This window comes from Herbiconiux ginsengi (assembly GCF_900107435.1).
GTDB classification, from domain to species: Bacteria; Actinomycetota; Actinomycetes; order Actinomycetales; family Microbacteriaceae; genus Herbiconiux; species Herbiconiux ginsengi.
On record NZ_FNPZ01000009.1, the window covers coordinates 1 to 20574 of the forward strand.

Annotated in this window: 24 protein-coding genes; 12 read left to right on the plus strand and 12 right to left on the minus strand. The window is 67.2% G+C overall.

Annotation, left to right across the window (positions count from 1 at the left end; translation table 11 throughout):
* The 3 genes from BLW00_RS21670 to BLW00_RS21680 form a co-directional block, all read left to right on the plus strand.
* Positions 1–706, plus strand: a 706-nt coding sequence (locus BLW00_RS21670; protein WP_217634473.1) for a Fic/DOC family protein, incomplete at its 5' end; no start/stop codon positions are given.
* Positions 703–897, plus strand: a complete 195-nt coding sequence (locus BLW00_RS21675; RefSeq protein WP_092558213.1) for an antitoxin VbhA family protein — start codon at positions 703–705, stop codon at positions 895–897. The genes BLW00_RS21670 and BLW00_RS21675, both read left to right, overlap by 4 nt.
* A complete protein-coding gene (locus BLW00_RS21680) occupies positions 897–1523 on the plus strand; it encodes a recombinase family protein (RefSeq protein ID WP_092558215.1) in 627 nt (208 codons plus the stop codon). The genes BLW00_RS21675 and BLW00_RS21680 overlap by 1 nt, the downstream gene beginning before the upstream one ends.
* Here the strand turns inward: BLW00_RS21680 and BLW00_RS23160 are convergent.
* The 4 genes from BLW00_RS23160 to nrdH all read right to left on the minus strand — a co-directional run bounded on the left by BLW00_RS23160 (position 1499) and on the right by nrdH (position 2565).
* Positions 1499–1840, minus strand: a complete 342-nt coding sequence (locus BLW00_RS23160; RefSeq protein ID WP_139256840.1) for a hypothetical protein — start codon at positions 1838–1840, stop codon at positions 1499–1501. The genes BLW00_RS21680 and BLW00_RS23160 overlap by 25 nt on opposite strands.
* Positions 1841–1913: 73 nt before the next feature.
* On the minus strand, positions 1914–2111 hold the full coding sequence (locus BLW00_RS24475) for a helix-turn-helix domain-containing protein (protein ID WP_092558217.1): 198 nt from the start codon (positions 2109–2111) through the stop codon (positions 1914–1916).
* Positions 2111–2317 carry a hypothetical protein gene (locus BLW00_RS21690; RefSeq protein WP_092558219.1) on the minus strand — a complete coding sequence of 69 codons (207 nt, stop codon included), beginning with the start codon at positions 2315–2317 and terminating at the stop codon, positions 2111–2113. The genes BLW00_RS24475 and BLW00_RS21690 overlap by 1 nt, the downstream gene beginning before the upstream one ends.
* A complete protein-coding gene (gene nrdH / locus BLW00_RS21695; RefSeq protein ID WP_092558221.1) occupies positions 2314–2565 on the minus strand; it encodes a glutaredoxin-like protein NrdH in 252 nt (83 codons plus the stop codon). The genes BLW00_RS21690 and nrdH overlap by 4 nt, the downstream gene beginning before the upstream one ends.
* A gap of 739 nt (positions 2566–3304) precedes the next feature.
* Between nrdH and BLW00_RS23665 the strand changes: the two genes are divergently transcribed.
* From BLW00_RS23665 to BLW00_RS21715, 4 genes are read left to right on the plus strand one after another with little or no spacing between them, the layout of a single operon-like run.
* Positions 3305–3754 carry a MobC family plasmid mobilization relaxosome protein gene (locus tag BLW00_RS23665; RefSeq protein ID WP_175494535.1) on the plus strand — a complete coding sequence of 150 codons (450 nt, stop codon included), beginning with the start codon at positions 3305–3307 and terminating at the stop codon, positions 3752–3754.
* Positions 3751–5394: a relaxase/mobilization nuclease domain-containing protein gene (locus BLW00_RS21705; protein ID WP_092558225.1), complete on the plus strand. Its 1644-nt coding sequence runs from the start codon at positions 3751–3753 to the stop codon at positions 5392–5394. Before BLW00_RS23665 ends, BLW00_RS21705 begins: the two co-directional genes overlap by 4 nt.
* A gap of 15 nt (positions 5395–5409) precedes the next feature.
* Positions 5410–6255 (plus strand): hypothetical protein, encoded by an 846-nt coding sequence (locus BLW00_RS21710; protein ID WP_092558227.1) that lies wholly within the window; start codon positions 5410–5412, stop codon positions 6253–6255.
* A 58-nt stretch (positions 6256–6313) separates the two neighbouring features.
* Positions 6314–7345: a PDDEXK nuclease domain-containing protein gene (locus tag BLW00_RS21715; RefSeq protein ID WP_092558229.1), complete on the plus strand. Its 1032-nt coding sequence runs from the start codon at positions 6314–6316 to the stop codon at positions 7343–7345.
* A 362-nt stretch (positions 7346–7707) separates the two neighbouring features.
* Here the strand turns inward: BLW00_RS21715 and BLW00_RS21720 are convergent, their stop codons facing one another.
* The 4 genes from BLW00_RS21720 to BLW00_RS21735 form a co-directional block, all read right to left on the minus strand.
* Positions 7708–8115, minus strand: coding sequence for a hypothetical protein (locus tag BLW00_RS21720; RefSeq protein ID WP_092558231.1), 408 nt, complete (start codon positions 8113–8115; stop codon positions 7708–7710).
* A 26-nt stretch (positions 8116–8141) separates the two neighbouring features.
* Positions 8142–9518 (minus strand): hypothetical protein, encoded by a 1377-nt coding sequence (locus tag BLW00_RS21725; RefSeq protein ID WP_092558233.1) that lies wholly within the window; start codon positions 9516–9518, stop codon positions 8142–8144.
* 2 nt (positions 9519–9520) lie between these two features.
* Positions 9521–9871, minus strand: coding sequence for a PadR family transcriptional regulator (locus BLW00_RS21730; protein WP_092558235.1), 351 nt, complete (start codon positions 9869–9871; stop codon positions 9521–9523).
* Positions 9872–9957: 86 nt separating this feature from the next.
* Positions 9958–10968, minus strand: a complete 1011-nt coding sequence (locus BLW00_RS21735) for a hypothetical protein (protein ID WP_092558237.1) — start codon at positions 10966–10968, stop codon at positions 9958–9960.
* 329 nt (positions 10969–11297) lie between these two features.
* Here BLW00_RS21735 and BLW00_RS21740 point away from each other — a divergent pair, with 329 nt between their 5' ends.
* From BLW00_RS21740 to BLW00_RS21760, 5 genes are all read left to right on the plus strand, one after another.
* Positions 11298–11924 (plus strand): TetR/AcrR family transcriptional regulator, encoded by a 627-nt coding sequence (locus tag BLW00_RS21740; protein WP_139256842.1) that lies wholly within the window; start codon positions 11298–11300, stop codon positions 11922–11924.
* A gap of 8 nt (positions 11925–11932) precedes the next feature.
* Complete coding sequence (locus BLW00_RS21745; protein WP_092558241.1) at positions 11933–12802, plus strand: hotdog family protein; 870 nt, start codon at positions 11933–11935, stop codon at positions 12800–12802.
* Between the two features lie 25 nt (positions 12803–12827).
* Positions 12828–13607, plus strand: a complete 780-nt coding sequence (locus BLW00_RS21750; RefSeq protein ID WP_175494537.1) for an SDR family NAD(P)-dependent oxidoreductase — start codon at positions 12828–12830, stop codon at positions 13605–13607.
* A 145-nt stretch (positions 13608–13752) separates the two neighbouring features.
* Positions 13753–14358 (plus strand): hypothetical protein, encoded by a 606-nt coding sequence (locus tag BLW00_RS21755; RefSeq protein ID WP_092558245.1) that lies wholly within the window; start codon positions 13753–13755, stop codon positions 14356–14358.
* 167 nt (positions 14359–14525) lie between these two features.
* Positions 14526–15062, plus strand: a complete 537-nt coding sequence (locus BLW00_RS21760) for a hypothetical protein (protein WP_139256843.1) — start codon at positions 14526–14528, stop codon at positions 15060–15062.
* A 111-nt stretch (positions 15063–15173) separates the two neighbouring features.
* Here BLW00_RS21760 and BLW00_RS21765 read toward each other — a convergent pair whose 3' ends face one another.
* The 4 genes from BLW00_RS21765 to BLW00_RS21780 are packed head-to-tail and all read right to left on the minus strand — an operon-like array spanning position 15174 to position 20567.
* Positions 15174–15587 (minus strand): DUF4913 domain-containing protein, encoded by a 414-nt coding sequence (locus BLW00_RS21765; protein WP_092558249.1) that lies wholly within the window; start codon positions 15585–15587, stop codon positions 15174–15176.
* On the minus strand, positions 15584–17380 hold the full coding sequence (locus BLW00_RS21770) for a type IV secretory system conjugative DNA transfer family protein (protein WP_092558251.1): 1797 nt from the start codon (positions 17378–17380) through the stop codon (positions 15584–15586). Before BLW00_RS21770 ends, BLW00_RS21765 begins: the two co-directional genes overlap by 4 nt.
* Positions 17377–19047, minus strand: a complete 1671-nt coding sequence (locus BLW00_RS21775; RefSeq protein WP_245741736.1) for an ATP/GTP-binding protein — start codon at positions 19045–19047, stop codon at positions 17377–17379. The genes BLW00_RS21770 and BLW00_RS21775 overlap by 4 nt, the downstream gene beginning before the upstream one ends.
* Positions 19047–20567: an SCO6880 family protein gene (locus BLW00_RS21780; RefSeq protein WP_175494539.1), complete on the minus strand. Its 1521-nt coding sequence runs from the start codon at positions 20565–20567 to the stop codon at positions 19047–19049. Before BLW00_RS21780 ends, BLW00_RS21775 begins: the two co-directional genes overlap by 1 nt.
* Positions 20568–20574: the final 7 nt, after the last annotated feature.

Consider the following 20574-nt stretch of genomic DNA (forward strand, 5'->3'; position numbering starts at 1 on the left):
CGTTGCGTCCGTACGGTGGGCGGCTATGTCCCGCGAACCGCTGCCGGAGCGTTTCAACGTCGCGCAGCTCCAGGCGATTCACCGCCGCCTGTTCGACGAGATATACCCGTTCGCCGGTCGCCTGCGCGACGTCGACGCGCAGGCGATGGGGACCGGTATCCCGTACAGCCGGCCCGAGTTCATCCCGCCGCAGGCCCGCGCGATCGACGACGGGCTGCGCCGCGACAACTACCTCCGTGGGATGCCGCACGACCAGTTCGTCGACAGGCTCGCATACCACTGGGGCGAACTGACAGCGCTGCATCCCATGAGAGACGGCAACACCCGCAGCCAAAGTGCGTTCGTCACCCAGCTCGCCGCGGCCGCCGGCTACCGGATCGACTGGGAGCGTGTCGACGTCGACGAGCTGCGCACCGTGCGGCTCCAGGCCGTCGCCAGCTCGGAGCGGCCGTTGGCCAGTTACCTCCGCGATCGCGTGCAGAGCTTCACCGAGCACGATCGCGCCGCGCAGCACGACGCGATGTCGGGGCTGTTGTTCGAGCAGACCCCGCAGGGACAGCAGGTGCGCGCATTGATCGAGACGCAGCGACGCGCGTTCGGCCAGGACCCGGCAGGCATCCTCCGCCCGCCATCGGAAGACCGCTCTACACGGCGACGGAGGCCGCCGGAGAGCAGAAGCAGCGAGCGGGGATTGGGACGGCGATGATCGACGCTGACGAGAAGGCGATGCGGGCCAAGGTCGTGGCGGACGCTGCGCACAGCACCGCGATGTCGAGTCTCCGGACGAGCACCGAGTATCTCGCCGATGCAGCTGCCTGCGTGGACGGCCTGATCGACGTCGACGCGCTCGGCCGACGTACACGCCGACGCTACGGCCTGCCCGAGGAGGACGCTTAATGACCGTTGTCGGATATGCCCGGGTGTCCAAGCGTGAGCAGAACCCGAAGGCGCAGGAAGCCGAGCTGCAGGCGGCAGGAGCAGAGCGCGTGTTCGTCGACCACGGCGACTCCAGCCGAGTCAAGGATCGCCCGCAGTGGCTCGCGTGCATGGACTACCTCCGCGCCGGCGACGTGCTGTTGGTGCGCCGCCTGGACCGGCTCGGAGGGACCGAGCGCATCCTCATCGAGACGCTGCATGAGCTGGAGGACAAGGGCGTCGATATCAAGAGCCTCACCGAACCGGTGATCGACACCACGACCCCGATGGGCCGGGCTTTGTTCGGCATCGTCGCTGTGTTCGCGCAGCTGCGCGTGGACACGATCCGGGAGAACACCCGGCTCGGTCTGGAATACGCGCGAGCCCAGGGCCGCGTCGGCGGTCGCCCCACGGTGATGAGCGCCGAGCGGATCGAGGTCGCCCGTCAGATGCGCGCCCAGACCCCGCCGGCAACGTGGGACACGATCGCCAAGACGCTGCACGTCAGCTCCGCGTCCGTTCGTCGCGCATTGGCGCAGTCCGAGAACATCAACGCGGGTCTGCCGCGGCCGCGTTCAGCAGATCATTTGTCGGTGAGATCCACGTAGCCTTCGCGTTCGGGAGTTGCGTGGGCCGTGTTCGTTGGCGGAGCGGGGCGGGGGATTGCCGGTGCAGGGTCGGGGCTGTCGCCGTGCTTGACGACCTCGACTGCGACTGAATCCCACTCGTAGAGCACAGTTCCCGGCGCCGGGTTCTGTCTCACGATGTAGTACAGACCGGGCCATGCCAGACTGCCGATCGGTGGCCCGTCGGGGTCGGGGTTCGCGAGAGCTACGCTCGCCTTGGAGGCCACATCCCTCCCGATATGGAACGGCAACCCGACCACGTTGGGCACGACCACCTGAAGCGCTCTCCGTTCGCCCATGCATCCACGATACGAGGGTCGTCGCGGGCACCGAAGGCTTCCGAGGAAATTGTCGGGCGGATCGGGGTTCGGCTCATAGAGCCGGGCTAGCTGTTGCGGCGTCCAGCACCGAGTCGCGCCTGTATCGGATGAGCCCGCGGCCGAGGTCGTGGAAGGTTGGACCGACGTTCTGTTCGCGCCACCGTCGTAGCTCTGCCGCGTCACGGCCAAGGATCGCTGCCGCCTCATCGGGGGTGAGCAGGACGGGGGCGGGGGAGTGCTCGTGCAGCATCAGTCGTCCTCTTTCGTGAGTGTGTCGATGACGGTCACGAACTCTGTTCCAGCGACCGTCACCGTGTTCGCCAGCCGGTACCCGTGCCGGCCGTAGTCGTGCAGCTGTTGGTCGCGTTCGGCGACCTTCTGCGAGAGCCGGTAGTGGTCCTCGTCGCCGCCGGGGAGCGTGGTCTGGATCGTCGCGAAGCTCACCCTCGTGCTCATCGCTCACGCGCCCTTGACTTGACCAGCTCGTCGATCCGATCGGGGCGGAAACCCGACCATGGATCGCCGGCACCCTCGACAACGGGCGCCTGGAGGAAGCCGGCCTCCTTGACGTGTTCCAACGCCACCGGATCGCCGGCGAGGTCGACCACCCGGTATGCGATGCCGGCGGCATCCAGGGCCCGCAGCGTCGCGGTGCACTGCACACATCCGGCCTTGGAGTACACGGTGAGCGGTTCATCGTTCATGGCACTTCTCCTCCCCAAACCTCATTGCCTTTCGGCAGAAGCCGAATCACAGCGTTGGGGGCGCGGAGGCAAGGGACCGTGGAATACCGGACTGAGCGCAGCGAGGGAGGATATGCCGCGAAAGCCCTTGCCGCAGTGAAACCGGCGCGTATCATCCACAGGCCGAGAGGCAACGTAGTTGCCCCACGCAACGGCCCCCGTCAGCGCGCAGCGTGACGGGGGCCGTTGCGAAGATTAGAGCCGGAGGCTACTCCTCCGAAGAGGCGGAACCAGCACCAGTTGAGGATCGGGTGTTGGCGCTACGAGCACGGCGGGGACGGCTCGTCTGGCCGGGTGCGCGCGCGCCCGTCGCGCGCAGGCCCTTCTCCGACCAGCCCGCATCAATCGCTGCACGTCACGCGCGCTCGTGGGCAGCTGTGGCGTCCTTCCGGCGTCGCTCGGCGTCGTCCGCATCGTTCGTCGCCGCCACGACCTGATGCACGGCCTCGACCCGTGTGTTCACATCCGCTTCGATCAGTTCCCGCGCTCGTTGGGCTGCCTCATCAGGGTTCACGGTTGCGTCGCTCGTGCGACTCATCTGGATCGTGGTCGAGTCTGTCGACGAGAGAGAAAACGGCCCCAACGGGGTAGCCCTTCCGCCACTAGCGTTCTGGTCGGGGCGGAGCCGCTGGTAGAGCAAGCTATAGACTTAGGTACCCTAAGTCTGGACCCGGCGCGGTCGGCGGTGCATACTGGTCGTATGGTCCCCGCAGGAGGCGGGTTCGCTGCGCTGGGCCGATGGGACGGTGAGAACATGGCGGAGCAGAGCGAGCGACGACTGTTCGGCCGTCAGCGGCGCGCGAACTCCGAAACCCCGAGGGACGCCGGCCGGTACGTCGTGAAGACCAACGCCGAGGAAGACGCGCAGCTGCGTGCCCGCGCCATTGTCGCGGGCGTAACGGTGCCGCGGTTCCTGGTCGAGGCCGGCATGAACGCGAACGTCGAAACCAGCACAGAGCAGAAGCAGACGATCGCAGAACTGTTCGCTCTGTCGCGCACGCTCGGCACCGTGGCCAACAACGTCAACCAGCTCGCCCGGTACGCGAACACGGAGGGTCGGTTCCCGGCGGAGGCCGAGAGCGTCGTCGCGGAATACCGCCGGCTGAGCGCGCGCATCGACGAGACGATCCGCAAGCTGGCCGGCGCATGATCCCGAACATCACGCGCGGCACTCGCGTTGTCGGACTGATGACGTACCTGGCGGGGGAGGGGCGCGCCAACGAGCACACCGAGCAGCATCTTGTTGCGGGCGATCACGCGATCATGGCGCGCCACGGGTATGCGGTTCTGGACGCCGCCGCGGCACGCGAAATTGGGATCGCGCTGGACACTCCGCGGCTTGCCTACGGCGTCGATGTGACTCGTCAGGTGCGGTTCGAAGATCCTCAGACCGGCGAGCTGCACACCGGGCGAGTACCCGCGGACGTGTGGCATTGCTCGCTGTCGCTGCACGCCGACGAGGGCCAGCTCAGCGATGAGCAGTGGGGCGCGATCGCGCAGCAGTTCGTCGACCGGATGGGCTTCACCGAGGAGTCAGGAAAGGCGCCGTGCCGGTGGGTCGCGGTGCGACACGGGCTGTCGAAGAACGGCAACGATCACGTGCACATCGCCGTGTCGCTCGTGCGTGAGGACGGCACGAAGGCGAGCACGCACAACGACTTCAAACGCGCCCAGGACGTGTGCCGCGACCTGGAGCGCGAGCACTCCCTGACGCCGTTGGAATCCCGTCAGCTCGGCATGGGTGAGCGCGGTGTCAAGCCGGGCGAACGCGAGAGCGCCGACCGCCGAGGAAGGGTCGAGGTCGACGCGCACCGGCTGGAGCGCACGGTGCGCGCCGCAGCGATCGCGTCGCTGGACGAAGGAGAGTTCGTGCGGCGGATGCGCCGCGGCGGGGTGCTCATCCGCCCCCGCTACGCGGCCGGACGCGATGATGTCGTGGCCGGCTACTCCGTGGCTCTGCGCCCCACTGGGGAGGACCGTCCCGTGTGGTACGGCGGCGGCCGTCTCGCTCGCGATCTGACTCTCCCGCGGCTGCGCGAGGGGTGGCCGGACGGCCCGCAGACCGCGCAGGCCGCGGTCGAGGAGTGGCGCGCCACGAGCAAGAACCCGTGGCAGTACCGACCCGTCGCGCCGGGCCGGGAGGAGGAGACCCCGGACCCGCAACTGTGGGAGCAGTACAGCCGGGAGCTGGGGGAACTGCGCACCCGTTTGCGTGACGTGCCGGCGACCGACCGGGCGACATGGGCGCACGTCGCCCGTGAGACGGCCGGAGCGTTCGCGGCCTGGTCGCAGCGGGTCGAGACGACACCAGGCCCTCTCGCGGAGACAGCCCGCGAGCTGTCCCGCAGCGCACACATCCGCGCTCACCAGTCCGCACCCAAGCCGGTGCGGATGGGCTCGGCATCCGGCGCAGCAATGATCCTGTTGCAGGCGGCCACAGCCGGACGCGGGACCGCCGCGGAGGCGATCCTATTCCGCCAGCTCGGCCGACTGTCGGTCGCGTTGCTCGACGCGCACAAGGCCGCCGGGGACGCGCGACGCGCCGAGCAGATGACCGAATCGCTGCGCGGCAAACTCGCCGCGATTCAGGAGCGGCTACCCGCGATCGCGACGAAGGACACCGCGCAGCCGGCGGAGCCGGCGCTCACCCCGGAAGAGGAAGCGGTGCGCAGGGCGCAGCGCGGCCTCGCCGCTCCCGGCACACGCTCGCCGCTGCCCAACCCGATCACCCCACGCAAACGTTCAACGTCCGACACGTCACGCGATCGTGACGGCAACGGCAGGGGATAGAAGGGACCAACGATCATGGCCGATGAGACAGACGGCGTAGGCGAGACGTTCGATGACTCGCTGCGCATCGCCCTGACAGTGGCCTCGCAGTTCGGGGAACGTATCTCCCGGCTGCGCGAGCAACTTGCCCGCCAGCGGGAGGCGGACGCCCGTCAAGGGGCGCGCGAGCTGCAAGCACGCTTCGACGCCGAGCGCGGCGCCGCCCGTGCCCAGCTCGCCGTCGTGAACCAGCCCGAGTGGTGGACTCGCGCGAGCGTCGAGGACATTGCCGGCGTGCACGAGACAGCGACCGCGTGGCGTGACCACGACGACACCGCGGCCGCCGCGCACGACACCATCCGCCGGGAGGTCCGCGACCGCTACGGCGTCGACGTCGACCGCCCCGGCGCCGACCCCGCCGCCGTCGCTCAGGCGCTCCGAGAAGCGGAGCGCGACCGCGCAGAAGCGCGTGAGGAACGCCGCCGCTCCGGCGAGGAGCTGACCGCCAGTCAGATCCTCCTCGCCACCGCCGAGGGCCGGGACAGGGACGCCGACGACGCACGCGGCCGCGCGTGGGAGGCCGATGATCCCGACATCGCCGCACAGGCCGACAGAGAGGCCGCTGACGCCGCTCAGGACGCCCGGGCAGCCCGTAACGGCAGCACGGTGGCGTATGACAGCGCAGAGCGGCGAGACACCTTCGCGCGGTCGCTGGAAGGCACCGCGTCGGAGCAGGAGGTCCGCGGCCGCGTCCTAGCGGACACCGGCAACGCGAAGCACCCCCGCGAGGCGGTCACCACGCCGACCGGCCGCACCCCCAAGCCCCGCAAAACCCGAGCGGGGCTCACGCAGCAGCGCGACCGCGGCGGCCTCTCCCGATGACGTGTGCAATTCTCCAACAGCCTGTTGGAGAATTGGAGCAGACGACGAACCGGGGGACATGAGCGAGATCGAACCGGCAGGCTACGCCGAAACCCTGGCCCTGCTGAGACGCCAAGTCCGGGAAGCGCGGTTCTCCGTGCAGAGGGCGGCAAACACGGAGTTGCTGCGACTGTACTGGCGGATCGGCAACACGATTCTCGCCCGTCAGCGAGTGGAGAAGTGGGGCACCGGCGTCCTGGGCCGACTCGCAAACGATCTGCGAGCCGAGTTCCCGTCCATGAAGGGCTTCTCGCTCGCAAACCTGGCCTACATGCGTCGGTTCGCGGAGAACTGGACCGAGGATGCAGTTCTCCAACAACCTGTCGGAGAATTGCCGTGGGGCCACATCACACACCTTCTCGACAAGCTCGATACGGCGGATCTGCGTGATTGGTACGCAGCAAAGGACGTGCAGCACGGCTGGAGCCGTGCTGTGCTCGTGCACCAGATCCAGACCCGCCTGCACGAACGCGAGGGAGCCGCGCCGAGCAACTTCGCTGCCGCTCTGGAACCCTCCGACTCCGAACTTGCGCAACAGATCACAAAGGATCCCTTCACGCTGGACTTCCTCGCGATCGACTCGGATGCATCCGAGCGGGACCTCGAGGAACGCCTCACGAACCGGATCGTCGAAACGCTCCGAGAGCTCGGCCGAGGGTTCGCCTTCGTTGGCCGGCAGGTCCACTTCGGAGTGGACGGCGATGACTTTTACGTCGATCTGCTGTTCTTCCATGTCGAGCAGCTGCGCTACGTCGTCATCGAACTTAAGACCACCAAGTTCGACCCTCGCGACGCCGGTCAACTGAGCTTCTACGTCGCACTCGTCGACGATCGACTCCGCATAGACGACGTCCACCGGCCCACGGTGGGGATGCTCCTGGTGGCAGACAAGAACGAGACCGTAGTTCGTTACGCTCTCGCAGGCACGAGCCAGCCCGTGGCGGTGTCTCGGTATGAGCTAAGTTCTGCGGAGGCTGCGGCATTGCCGTCCGAGGAGACCTTGGCTCAGCTGGCTGCCGAGGCCGTTTACGACTCGGAGGCGCGCGAGTGAGGTGGTGTGACCGCGCTGCTCAACGAGCGGGTACAGCGAACGGTCGCAGAAGCTCGCGGAGGAGCTGGCCGAGAAGGCAGCGGGAAACCTCCGGCGCTCCGGCCGCATCGTCGAGCGCAGCGCAGCCACCGACCGTTATGTCGTCAGACGCAAGGGCGACGGTGCGACCATCCACCACGGCTGAACACAGACCTTGAGGGCCGGCGCTGCGACCCTTTCTCACCCCCACCAGGGAGTTGATGATCAGGCCCCCGCACGCGACGCTGGGCGGCCTGGACACCACAGAGGAGCGGCCACACAATCGGGAGGTCGTCGGGTGGGCGAGTAGCAGTACGGGACCAAGGCCGGGATGACGGGGCGCGTTACCGATCGGGGAAGGGCCCGTCGTAGTCCTGCCATGTGCCGGCGAGTCGCTCCATGGCTGATCGTTGGGCATCGGTCGAGACGTTGTTCTTGCCGGTGAAGTCCATGGCGATGTAGTGCACAGCGAATCCGTCGTCGACGGACGCGGCGTAGGAGGCCGCCGCGTCGCGGCTTGTGAAGCGGTAGTAGTTCGCTTCGTCGGTGCTGTATGCCTCAACGCACTTGAGGTCGTCGCCGCAGACTGTGTCGGTGATATCGACGGGGTTGGTGGTCACGTCGACGGTGTAGCCCTCGTCGTCCATCAGCATCGCGATCGTCAGCTGCGAATGGCGATCCAGCAGTGCACAGCCAGTCAGGAGACCGGCTGTGACCACGAGAGTGGTCGTGGCGGTGAGGACTCGCTGCATCGGGGTGGGTCGAGCTGCGCGATTCATCAGCTCGGGGTCGGCAGTGGGTTACCGGACGATGACAGCGCGTCGACCACATTCGAGCGCGGGCCGTGGGAGGGCTTGCCGGGTGTCCAGATGACGAACGCCGCAGCAATGAGAGGGAGACAGAACGCCAGCATCGGCGTGATGAGGATACCGAGGAAAGCCGCGTAGACCACTCCGATGAGTAGCGCGATCGTGACGCGCAATCGCACAGCTCCAGGCAGCCGCGGCGCGGTCCACCATGCGATCGCGACGCCGCCGAGCACAGAACTGACCGCGAATCCCGGTGCCATGCTGTCCCACGCGGGGGAGCCCCGGTAGGCGACAGCGACACCGCCCAGTGCGAGGCTGCTGAGCAGCAGCGGCCCCCAGGTATGCAGCGGCCGGGTACGGCCGCGCGCGACGACGCTGACGCCGATCGCTGCGAGGAGGGGTAGGGCGGCGAGCAGCGCAAGGGTGATGCCCTGTCCCATTGCCTCTGTCTGATCACGCGTACCTCCCCACTGAGATCCGGTGAGGGCGTAGGCGACGCCGATTGCTGACACGACGGCGGAGATTGCGGCGGACGTGCGCGCGACTGCGCGTGTCCGAGCGGGAATCTCGTTCGCTCCCAAGCTTTCCGACCGGTTCGACGACTCTCGAGCCTGCACGGGAGCCCGTTTCGAAACGATGATTGCCAGCGCCATCGCGACGGCAGCTGCGGCGACCGTGTAGGGAGATATCAGGCTCATTCCGATCGGTGGCGCGAGCAGAGTTCCAGCGACGACCGAGATGATGATGCCGGCGCTGGGGCGCACGCGAGTGCGGCGTAGCGCCGCGTTGACCAAGGTCACGATTGCGGCCGCTCCCACCGCCCAGGCTGTGATGAACAGCCAGGGCCAGGCGGCCGCGAGCCCGGTGATTGGCATGCCGCGGTCGGCGGCATCAAACCCCAGCGCCCACGAGAGCTGGGTGAGGGCGGCCGCCGCCAACGCGAGCACAGAGAGGATGAGAGCAAGTATGGCGCGCGGCTCGGTCACCAGGCCGCGCTCTCGGACCAGCGCGATCCCCGCGGCAACAACGAGGGTTGGACCGAGGAACACGGTGAGGGCTGGGAGCACCCAGGCTGCTCCGGTCACAGTAGGGAGGGCCCACACCGAGGCGGCGCCGGCGGCGGCGGTCAAGAGCGCCAGGATCGCCGCGACGATCGCAAACCGCCGATCCAGCCGAACTCCGAGCCCATGCGCGACTACAGAGAACCGCTCGGCGGTCGTGGGTGCGTTCCGGCCCGCCCGTTCGGCCTCGTCGAGCATGGTCGACAGCAGTACGTCGCCATTGCGAACCCGCCATGCTCGTGGGTACCAGCGCAGAAGATCTTTGAACCGCTCCTGTTCCGTCATCGTCACACCACCGCGACTCGTGGCGACACAGAAGCCGCCTGGCCTGCTGCGAGGCGCGAGCGGGTTGCCCGCGCTGATCGCTCGATCAGATCGACCTCGGCTGCCAGGCGAGCGGAGCCTTGCTCCGTGATCCGGAAGTAACGGCGCGCTCTCCCGTTGACCACCTCATCTCCGTCAGAGACCACCAGCCCGTCGCGTTCCAGCCGCTCCAGGGCCGCGTACAGGGTGGTTGCTTTGATGGTCACCTGCTCATTCGAGGCGGCGCTGGTCTCGCGCATGATCTCGTACCCGTGCCGGCGGCCGCCCGCGAGGCTGGCCAGAATCCAGTATGCGGGCTGAGTGAAGGAAGTCATGATTTAGGTATATACCCGATCATGGCATATAGCAAGTGAGGTGAGGTCCCGGCCGGGGCGACTGCATTGCCCCGGCCGGAGTTACCTCAGTAGAGGGTGGGCGTTGTCCAGTTGCAGTGGTGAATAGCGACGCCAGCGCTCCAGTGCACGGTGCGGTTCGGGCGGAACTTTTCCAGGTTCCAGGTGCCCGCGAACGGTGATCCGAGCGAGTGGCACTCGAACTGCTGGCGCTGGCTGTCCTTGTTGAGTCCCGAGCGAACGGTGCTGTTCCAGTTCCAGGCTTCGTCCCACCCCGCGGTATTCATGACGATCTGCCCGCCGATGGAAGCCCACTGCGCTGCGCCCCAGGGGCTGGGCTGCAAGTTGACGCGCGGCTGGCTGTTGTACGAATCGACGGTGATCCAGGAGAACAGGTTGATGCCGAGCCAAGGGTCAGCGACGATCGGATAGGCGTAGGAGTCGGCGTCGTGCGCTACGACCTGCACGAGCGAGGAACCATCGACCTCATACCAGGTCTTCACCGGAGTGCCTTCGGCGTCGTACGCCCACGGGGCAACGACACCGCCGAGGGTGACGCCGGCCGCGTCCTCAATAACCACGCTGCCGTCTTCGAACAGGCGCAGGCTCGTCCCACCCGCGCTACCGATGCCGTACTCGTAAGAGGTGGGGGCGTCGGCATCCTGGATGACCGTCGTAATCTGAACCGAGCCGTCAGACTTCGCGGTCGGCACCGTGCTGGAGCCGTTGCCGTTGTCGTATGCGACCGCGGAGTCCGCGATGTCCACTGCGTCGGCCGCGGTGCCGGCGAAGGGGAGTGCCACCTCAAGCGTCACCCCACGCGTGGAGTTAAGAATGAGGCCGTCGCTGGGGTCGGTGGGAATCTCGGCCGACCCGGCTGGATCTGTTGCAAGATCCTGGAGTACCCCATGCTCGGCGGGAACCGCGGCCAGAGCCGACGCAATCCCATCATCGAGCGCATCGTCCGCGAAGGCGGGCGACGCGACAAGCACGCTCGTCGCAAGCGTGGTGACGGCGAGAGCAGCCGAGATTACTCGGCGGCTGCGTCTCGCATCGGCGGTGATTGGGGGTTGAACCATGGTGATACCAGCTTTCTGTCGTTGATCCGGTCGCCTCACACTTGGGTCGACCGTCTCGTTCCTCGTCTCAGCGGCCGAATCAGCCGCGACCTGTCCAGGCCGCAAAGCGCTCCCCCGACAGACATGATCAGTCTCATACCACACATAAGTAATAGCAATGACTTACTTAAGCTGGCCGCCTGGCGATTTGTGATGTGAATGGGCTTCATGATGGCTGGCGGGCATGCGCACCAGCGGGCGACCGCTCATAGTAGGTAGACTTACTTTCTGCTGACTGCTGGCAGGCAAGCCCTACGGCATAACCCGAGCGGTGAAGGCGAGTGAGCGACATGGCAACGGAAGGCCGCAGGACTGCGCGAGCCGTGCAGGAACGCTCTATTTCGACGCGAGCAGAGCTTCTTGACGGAGCTGCACGGGTCTTCTCCCGACTTACCTACGCAGAGGCGCGCCTCAAAGACGTCGCAGACGAATCCGGTATCAGCGCGGGATCGATGTATTTCCACTTCGGCAACAAGGTCGACTTGGCGCAGGCCATCCTCCAGGTGCAGCAGGAACGCATGACCGCCGCGCTCACCGAGGCCCTGGAGCAGGAACCGACAGGGCTAGACGCCCTGCTGGCCATTGCGGACCGGCTGAGTCAGCTGATCGCCTCAGACACCATCGTTCAGGCTGGTATCAAACTGGGCCTGCAGCCGGGCACAGGCTTGGATGCAGACGTGAACGGCCCGTACTTCGAATGGATCCGGATTGCCGAGTCGCTGATTCGACAAGGTGTTGAAGACGGTTCAATCAAACCGGGCCTGAACACTGCTGCGGCGGCGGAGTACGTGAATGTGCTGTTCGTAGGGGCCCAGCTTCTTTCGGAGATCGAGGACACGTGGGCCTCGTTCCCAAAGCGGTTCCAGCGGATGAGGCCGCACATCATCGACCTCCTCAGCAATCAGCCAGACGAGTAGCCGAGGCGATGGCTGCGCGTGCCCAAAGCTCCTCCGACCCGAGCGCAGCAGCCGGAACTGGGGGCAAGGGCAGCGGTCACCAGGCCCGCAACGCCTCGCCCGTCCGGCAGTGGCGCGTCCGTGCGGAGGAAGCCCACAAGCACGATCAGCAAAACCTATGGTTGGGTACCGCACGGCTCGATGAGCTTGGGCGATTCACCGTGACCTTCTCCATCCCGGAGGGGCAAGCTGCCGTGCGCTTTGTCGACCTGATCGAGATCGAACGACAAGCCGGCATCGTGTTTGCCCACAGCTATCTCGAGGTCGCCGCCGATGCGGTCTTCGTTCTTTCCGAAATCTCTCTGAACGCTGACCCCACCTGGCGCGCCCACTCCGGATTCGCCGGCGAGATCGAGGTCTCCCGTGCCGACCCGGTAGCTCCGCGGCAAGCGTCGTCACGGAAAGTCGCGATGCGTTTCCACTTCAGGATCGACGGGAACTCGTTCGCGCATGGATTCGCCCGGGTGAGCTTCCTGCCCCCAGCGCTCTACGCCCGGGTCCGCACCCGGGCTGGCGCGAACCCCATCTGCGAGTCTCCGGGCGGACACAGGTCTCCTGGCGCGGCGATCATCGATCTCCTCGACCCACTCACTGCAGATCACCGCACAGACCACGTGCCGGGCATGGCGGTCGCGGCCGCAATTGAGAAGGCCGTCACAGGCGAGTCGGGGGGTCGTCCGCTCCGGATGCTGTCGCTCAGGTTCCAGAGCTACATCGAACACGACCCGCCGCCACTACTGCGCGTCGACCCCCTCGACGGTAATGGCATCCGAGGCCACCTCGAGCAAGGCAATGTCGTCAAGGGTACGTTCACCGCAGCATTGACAGAACCGACCTGAGAGGACACCGATGCGAAAGCTCGTCGTGATCACCGGCGCGACCGGCGGTATCGGTGCCGCGATCTGTTGGCGCCTCCACGCCGACGGGTACGGAATCATCGCCCAGTACGGCGTCAGTCACGACCGCGCCCGGATGCTGGGTGAACGCATCCGCAGCGGCGGCGGCTTCTTCGAAGCGATCCCCTGCGATCTCAGCTCGCCCGACGGGCCAGCGATTGTCACGCAGGCCGTGCAGACATTGCTCGAGGCCAACGGTGCCCCCGCTCTGCGCGCGCTGGTGAACAACGCGGCGAAGCTGCTCGGGCCAGGCTTTGGTGATGCCACCGTCGATCAGTTCGACGACTACATGGCCGTGAATGTCCGCGCGCCCTTCTTCCTCTCCCAGGGGCTCGCTCCGCTCATGCCGCCAGGAGGAAGTATCGTGAACATCTCCTCGGCCAGCGCCCACTTCTCTAGTCCTGGCGACATCGTGTACGCGATGACCAAGAGCGCCCTCGAATCCCTGACCCGCAACATGGCCGAAGCGATCGCCCGAGCCGGTCTTCGAGTCAACGCCGTTGTGCCTGGCTTCACCGACAACGGTCACCGCGCCTTCCAGGATCCAGCCGCGTACGATTACATGTCCAGCTTCTCCGTGCTGGGCGGCGTCGCCGATCCGGACGTTGTAGCGGAAGCGGTGAGCTTCCTCATCTCAGACCGAGCGCGCCGCACAACCGGAACCATCCTCGACGTCACCGGAGGGAGCACCCTCGCTGCGCGAAACCGCCGGGCGTCGTCTGTTCGCGCGCTCATTCCCGACAGTTAAGCGCTGCTACGCAGCTGCACCTCGGCTCTTGTGAATTCTCGGGAGGCGGAGCACACTTCGCTTAAGTAAGTAATGGGTATTACTTACATCGATACATGTCGAAGTGGACGATTCGCGCGGGGCGAGTCGAGATTGGGGAGTAGTCATGAAGAACCGAAGACTCGCCGCCACGCTGGCGGTGGCCGTCTTGGCTGGGGTGGGACTCATCGCGCCGACCGCGGCGTCCGCTGCGGAGACCGATGATCAGCCGACTAACACCCGCGTCGAAACGACGATGTACGTCACGGGATACGACGAGGAAGTCGCTCGAGAGAACGGCTACGAGATCATCACTTACGACGACGGGTCGTGGGAATCTGTCGCGGTCACCGAAGAAGCCAAAGCGGAGAACGCTGAGACAGGGATCATGACGCCGCAGCCTGCCGATGGCGCGGCGGCCAGAGGCACCGTGTATGGCCCCTGCGGATCGTCCTTCGTGGACGCCTCTGCGAGCGGCCGTCTCGTCAGCGCTGTGACGGGCTACACCGTGACCGGACCAGTGTCGAACCGCATCTACTGGGACGTCACGTTCTGGACGGGCTACGGTGCGACGACGCTCAGCTGGCCGTCAGGCCCCACGCCGGCAACATGGACGGGCGCGGGAAGTGTGCTCTACGCGAGCTCGACAGGCGGCACGGCAATCGCCGGCGGTGCAGTCATCCTCACCACTGGCACCGTCTGCGGCGCCGGCCTGCCTTCAGACGGCTTCTGATTCACCGGCTGTGGGGAGCCGATCGCACCAGACCGGCTCCCCACACATCACCGCAAAGCGAACTAAGCGTCTACCGTGACGGGCTTGACTTCAGTGAAGCTAGTCCGTGAACTGACGTGGGAGGAGATCTCACAATGGAACTTCTAGGGCAGTCCGTACGGGCGCCGATGGCATCCGATACCGCAGGAACAGGCCCGATGGTGGTCTGGGGGGACGATGTTCCGCATCGGCTTCTCTACCTGCGGAGAATCTGGGACCTCAGGATCACGCCGGAGGATCTGGCGCGCGCCATCGAGACTCCCGAGGGCGAACCTTCCCGGCAAGACCCTCGCGAGCAGACGTGGCTGAAAGCCTGGCAGCAGGCATGGGACTGCAACGAAATGCTCTATACGCACACACCGGTCGAGAACATCGACTTCCCCGACCAGCAACCGGCTGAGTGGTTCACCGCCGCGGGGCCGGGTGGTGTGTGGGATGAAAAGTATCGAAGCTGGCAGGTAGAGGTCGCGCGGAGAGGCAACCTCAGCGACCGGCAGACCGCGCTCGTCCTCCGTGCCGAGGCGGCAGCCGCACGAGGACTCGCATCCATCTACGTGATTCCCGTTGAAGGGCAATGGGCCGCATCAAGCGGGAACATCCTTGCGGTCTCGCCAGACACCTTCGGCTCAGATGCGGCGCTCATCACGCTTCTAGACAGCGTGTAGCGGGACCCCCGAGGGCTACGACCTCATGTGAGCCTGGCGGCCGGCGTTTGCGCGGTCGGGTATATAGCAACCGAGCAGCATGCCGGCCTGGCTGCATCCGCGTTAGCCGCGTCACGATGCGGCGCGCACATCAGGGAACCAGCCCGCGGGAGGCTCTGTGTACGGCAGCGGTTCACCGGGCTCGCAGGTGTCTTTCGATCGGGCGAAGGGGCCATCCGGACTGAGGAGAATCATCATGTGGTGGTCGGCGTGCTCGGCCCACCAGGTGCTAGAGCCCGTCGCCGGGTCGTGCCGCAGGTGCTCCCACGCACGCCACAGCCCCTCAATTCTGGCCACGGCCTCCGGATACCGCCACCATGCGGCGGCCCACCGATAGCGGGCGTTCCCGGGGCCGACCGGGCGGGTGTACATGTGGCGCAGGTACTCGCGCACGAATTCGTCGACGGAGCCGTACACGAGGTCAGGTGCCTCGTCGACGCCTTCCGGGCCGTCCTCCTCGCGGAAGTCGTCGAGCACGTCACTCATGCGCCCGGCTCCGTCCGGGTCGCGTCGTTGATCCACGCATCGGACACGTCGGGCGGGAGGGTCGCGGCGGGCGCCGCGGTGCTGTGAGAGGGATCGTGCGCGGCGATCGAGGCGCGCAGCGCGGCCGCGTGGGGGCCGTTCATCCAGGGAACCGTCTCCACGAGTGTCGCGGGCGCTCCCGAGGCGAACACGACCGCACGGCCACGGGGCAACGCGCCGAGGTCGGCAATGTCCAGGGTGCGCTCACGCTGGATGCCGTGCGAAGTCGACCGGGAGCCGCGGCCAACGCTCGTCGACGTGGTGCGGCGATCGTAATCACCGATCATCTGTGACAGCTCGTTCAGGAACTCCGGCTCCTTCACCCCGCCGCCGTACACGGCGACGTTCGAGGCGCTCCACAGCTTCCGCATGCCGTCACGCCCCCACACCTGCACCCCCTGAGACCAGGACTGCAGGATGGTCATGAGCACGATGCCGCGGGAGCCATAGTGACTGTAAAGGTCGGGGAGGTCATGCCACCGGCACACGTTCGCAGCCTCGTCGAGGACGCCGAGCATCGGCGTCTGGAGACGCCCGCCCGGCTGAGTGGTCGCGTACTCCTCCGCAGCCTCCACCGTCGCCGCGGTAAGCGCGGTGACCAGCGGACCGGCGGTGCCGCGGCCCTCCTTGGACAAGCTGTAGAGCGTGTCCGTACTGCGCACGAAAGCGTGCGGATCGAACTGGGGGCGCGGATCGTACCCGTCGCCCTGAGGAGTGACCCACTGCGCGATCGCGCGGACCTTCAAGCACGACGCCATTTGCGCAGCCGTACCGTACACGCTGTCACGGCGACGGACCTCGCCGTTGACCTGCCCCGACACGGCGTCGGCCATTTGGTCGTACCCGTGCCGGCGGAGGATGCGCACCGGGTCGTCGTCTCCCGGTGCGGTCGTCCAGGTGAACGCCTTGGTGATCGGCAGGTTCTCGAGCGCGGCCGCCAGCAGGAAGCCGGCGAGAAGATCCTGCCCGGCGCTGTCGAAATAGGCGTCTCCGCGGCTGTCGCCCGCGCGCGAGCCGGACGCGAAATGAGCCGCGAGCTTCGCGGCTTTCACGTCGTCAGTGACGTAGCTGAGCGGATTCCACCACCAGGTGGGCGACTCCAAAGCGATGCTCTGAGGATCGAACGCCCACACGCGGCCCTTCGACGCGCGCAGCTCGCGCGTCGCGTCGAGCACGTCGCGCTTGTTCGACGTGGTAAGCACCGCGCCGGGCGCATCCGCGATCGCGGGGATGACGTAGGCGGTGGACTTGCCGACCCTAGGGCCGGCGACGAGCGTCAGCATGTCCTCCGGGGAGGCGTAGATGCGCTGCCGGCCCGCCACGGTGATCCCAACGAGCACACCGACCCAGTTCTGCACGCCGAGCCGCTGCGCGGTCTGACGGGCGCCTGTGGCCGACAGTGAGCGCAGCTGCTTACCCTTGCCCATGTGCATCGCGGCGGAGTCGACGGCGCTGCGACGCCGGCGAGCTCGCGCGATCGAGACGCCGACCAGCACGGCCAAGACCGTGATGACGGCGACAATCCCCACGAGGATCCAGGTGGCGGATGCCGGCCAGGTCACCGTGCCGCGGATGACGCCGAAGAACACCTCGAACGGGTCAGATGTGCGGTCCGCATTCACCCCGTCGAGCTGCGAGCCGAGCGCGACGACCGCCCACACGCTGCCGAGGATCACGAACGCAGCGACGACCGCGATCAGCAGGGCGATCGTCGATCCGTCGATGCCCTGCCCGCGCTTGTTGGTGGCGCTCACGCTGCGCCCTCCTCTGGCTCGACGGGCGCCGCGCCGTCGACTTCGACGGCGAACTCGTGCGCGGCGTGCTCCGCATCGTCGAGGCCGATCATCGGGTTCGACTCGTCCGGGGCAGGGAACGCCGTGGTCGCGTGCCAGAGCTTGTTGGTGTCGTTGATAGCGCGTTCGGCCTCGACCAGCTCGACCTTGATTGGAATGCCGGGGTGGCCGCCGACCTTGATGAGGAACTTTCCGCGGCCTGGCGGTTCTGAGCCCGGTCCCGAATCCCAGGTGCCGGGGTCCTGCCAGGACGTGAGAAGTTCCTGCTCGGCGCGCGAGAGCGGAACAGCGCTGGTCAGCATGTGCATTTCGGCGCCGGGGAGCCCTCCGCAGACGACCATGCCGGCGCGTTCAACGAAGCCGCGCGCCTTCATCCGGTCCTCATCAGAGGGCAGCGCCAAAAGGTCGCTCATCGTGTGCGAAATCATCGCCAGGCCGACGCCGCGCTGACGGTTCAGGCGAGTCAGGGCATCGACGCGATCGACCATGCCACGACCGGCACGGAGCGCCCGCCACAGCTCGTCGAGGATGACGAAGTAGTGCCGGCGGGGCTCCAGGCCGGCATCGGCCAGCGCATTCGCGACGTTCACGGTGCCGAATCCGGCCGACCAGCAGGCCAGCAGGACTGCGGCCTGCATGTCGGTGTCGGAGTCGTCGATCGACGACACGTCGTACACAACCGGGCGGTCGCGCATCATCGGCACGTCGGTGGCGTGCGCGAACGTCTCACCGAGGCGACCGCCGGAGGTGAGGCTGATCAGAGACGCCTCCAGATTCTCGGTGATCGCCTTGTAGCGGGTGTCGTCGCCACGGTCGAGGGCGACGTCGCGGACCTCCTGAGGAGCCTCCTGGATCACGCGCAGCAGGTCCCCGAGCACCGGGACGCCCGTGTGGTGCTCGTCGAGCACCCGCAGGGCGCGGTCGATGATCGACTCTTCCCGGTCGGTCGGAGGCTCCTTGCGGAGGATCGTCAGCAGCGCCGACACCATCGTGTGCCGGCGGCCGTGAGCGTCCGCGAGGACCTGGGCGCGCTCCTTCTCCTTCCCGGCCTGGCGCAGCCGCTCGGCCGCTTCGAACGCCTCGCCGGGGTCGAGGATGTTCAGGTGCCCGCGGCCGCGGCCGAGGGTGATCACCTGGCCACCGAGCGCGCGGATCATGTCCACGTAGTCGGGTTTCAGATCACCCAGCACCAGCGGGAGGGTACCGAGGCCTGCCAGACCCGCCGCGGTGCGGCGGGTGTAGGTTGACTTCCCCAGGCCGGGCAGGCCGAGGATGAACACCGAGGGATTCGAGATGAGGTCGGCGTCCTGGAACCAGCTGATCGGGTCGGCGCACACCGTCGCGCCGGTGAACAGCTGGAGGCCCATCGGCACGCCGACCATGGGCGTGCCGGTACCGACCGAGAACGGATGCAGCCCACAGACCTGAACGGTGGTGCCACGCCACTCGTCGACGGGCTGGACCACGCTGGCCTCACCGCGGCCGCGACCGAGCCACCCGCGAGGGCCTGGCCGGCGAATCTCGGGCTTCTTCTCCTTCTCCGGGCGCGCGGCCTTCTCGGTAGGCAGTTCGCGCGGCTTGCGCTTCTGTGACCGGCGGCGCCGGTGGCTCTCGTCGATCGCGGGCATTACAGCTGCTCCCTCACCTCGCCAGGCACCCGCAGATGCTTGGGCAGAACCAGGCCCAGCGGGAGCGCCGCAGCGAACGCGGAATCCTGTGAGCCGTGCACCAGCCGCAGCCGGAGCCGCGCCGTCGCGGACAGGTTGTCGATCGCCGCTTTCGCGTCCGCCTCCTGAGAGGCATCGAGCACCGTGGCGGTGATGAGCATGCCGAACTGCACCAGGCCGGCGCCGCCGGCTTCCTCCGCCGCGGTGGCCAAAGCGGCCCGGGCCGCGGTCATGTTGCGGGCGGTCGGCTTGTTCGACGTCGTGAGGTTGAAGCTCGCCGCGCGCACATCAGACTCGACGATTGCGGCCGCCTTCGCCGCGTCGATCGGACGGTACAGCAGTGTGATCCGCTTGCGGGCGACGTCGCGGTGCGGTGCCAGCAGCCGTGACAGGACGCTGGAGGGCACGTTCCCGCGGGGCGCGCCGCTCATCATCCACGTCACGGACAGAGCCGAGTCGTGCCGGTAGGTGTCCCACCCGGCCTGATGCGCGGTCGGGCCCACTTCCGGCCAGTACAGCTCCGGCGGCTCGCCGGCGGCGTTCGCCTCGTCGATCAGCCGCGCGGCCGCCGGGTCGTAGGCAATGCGGATGACCTCGCACAGCTGTTGTGCGCTCAGCGGGCGAGACGTACCCGCCCCGGTCGCGGTGAGGCCCTGCGTGATGCCGGGCAGCCGGGATGCCAGCTCGCGCCCCATCTCATCCGGGGTGCGCTTGCGACCCCCGGTGCGGGCCGCGGCGTGGAAGGTGATCGCGACGTAGGCCTTGATCGTCGCGGACCCCGCCGGGTAACGGTCCACCAGGTCGCCCAGGAGCCGCTTGGCGAACTCCGGGGCGTTGTCGTCGATGCGGCTCGTGACCTCGCGACGCAGCCGCGTGCCGGTGTCAGGAGCCGTCTCGATCGTGACCGACACGGCCTCGATGCCGGGCTCATCGCCCAAGCGGGCCAACCACATCCCCCACTCGGCCACCCAGGCGTCGATCTGCTCGCGGTCGACGAGCGCCGCGCCGTCCGGTTCCGTGCCGATGACGACCGTGTAGTGCGACGTCGCCGGAACCTGGACCAGCGCAAACGGGCGATTGTAGGAGTCCCGCCACTCCGTGAGCCGGGAGCCGGCCGCCAACCCCGGCAGCTGCACCGTTCCCCACTCCGCCCGGCCCAGCGGGCCGGAGCGGTAGATGTGCGTGCCCTTCGCTTTGGTGGACATCCATCCCGCCCTCGTTGTGGCCCGCATCAGCAGGCTTTGTCCGTGCTTGTCTTTGGCCGCCACCGTCAGCAGGAACAAGCCGAAGATGACGCCCGTGATGACGCCGTTGACGATGTTCGAGAACATCGTCACCAGCACCGCGAATCCGGCGCCGACGAACAGGACCGCGGTGCCGAGCGCGCTCAGGCCCAGCAAGCCGGCGGTCTTCGGTTTCGTCCAGTTGCCGTAGCTGCGCGGCGCGTTGTCGTTCGTCTCGGTTGCCGTCGTGATCGTCATGAGAACC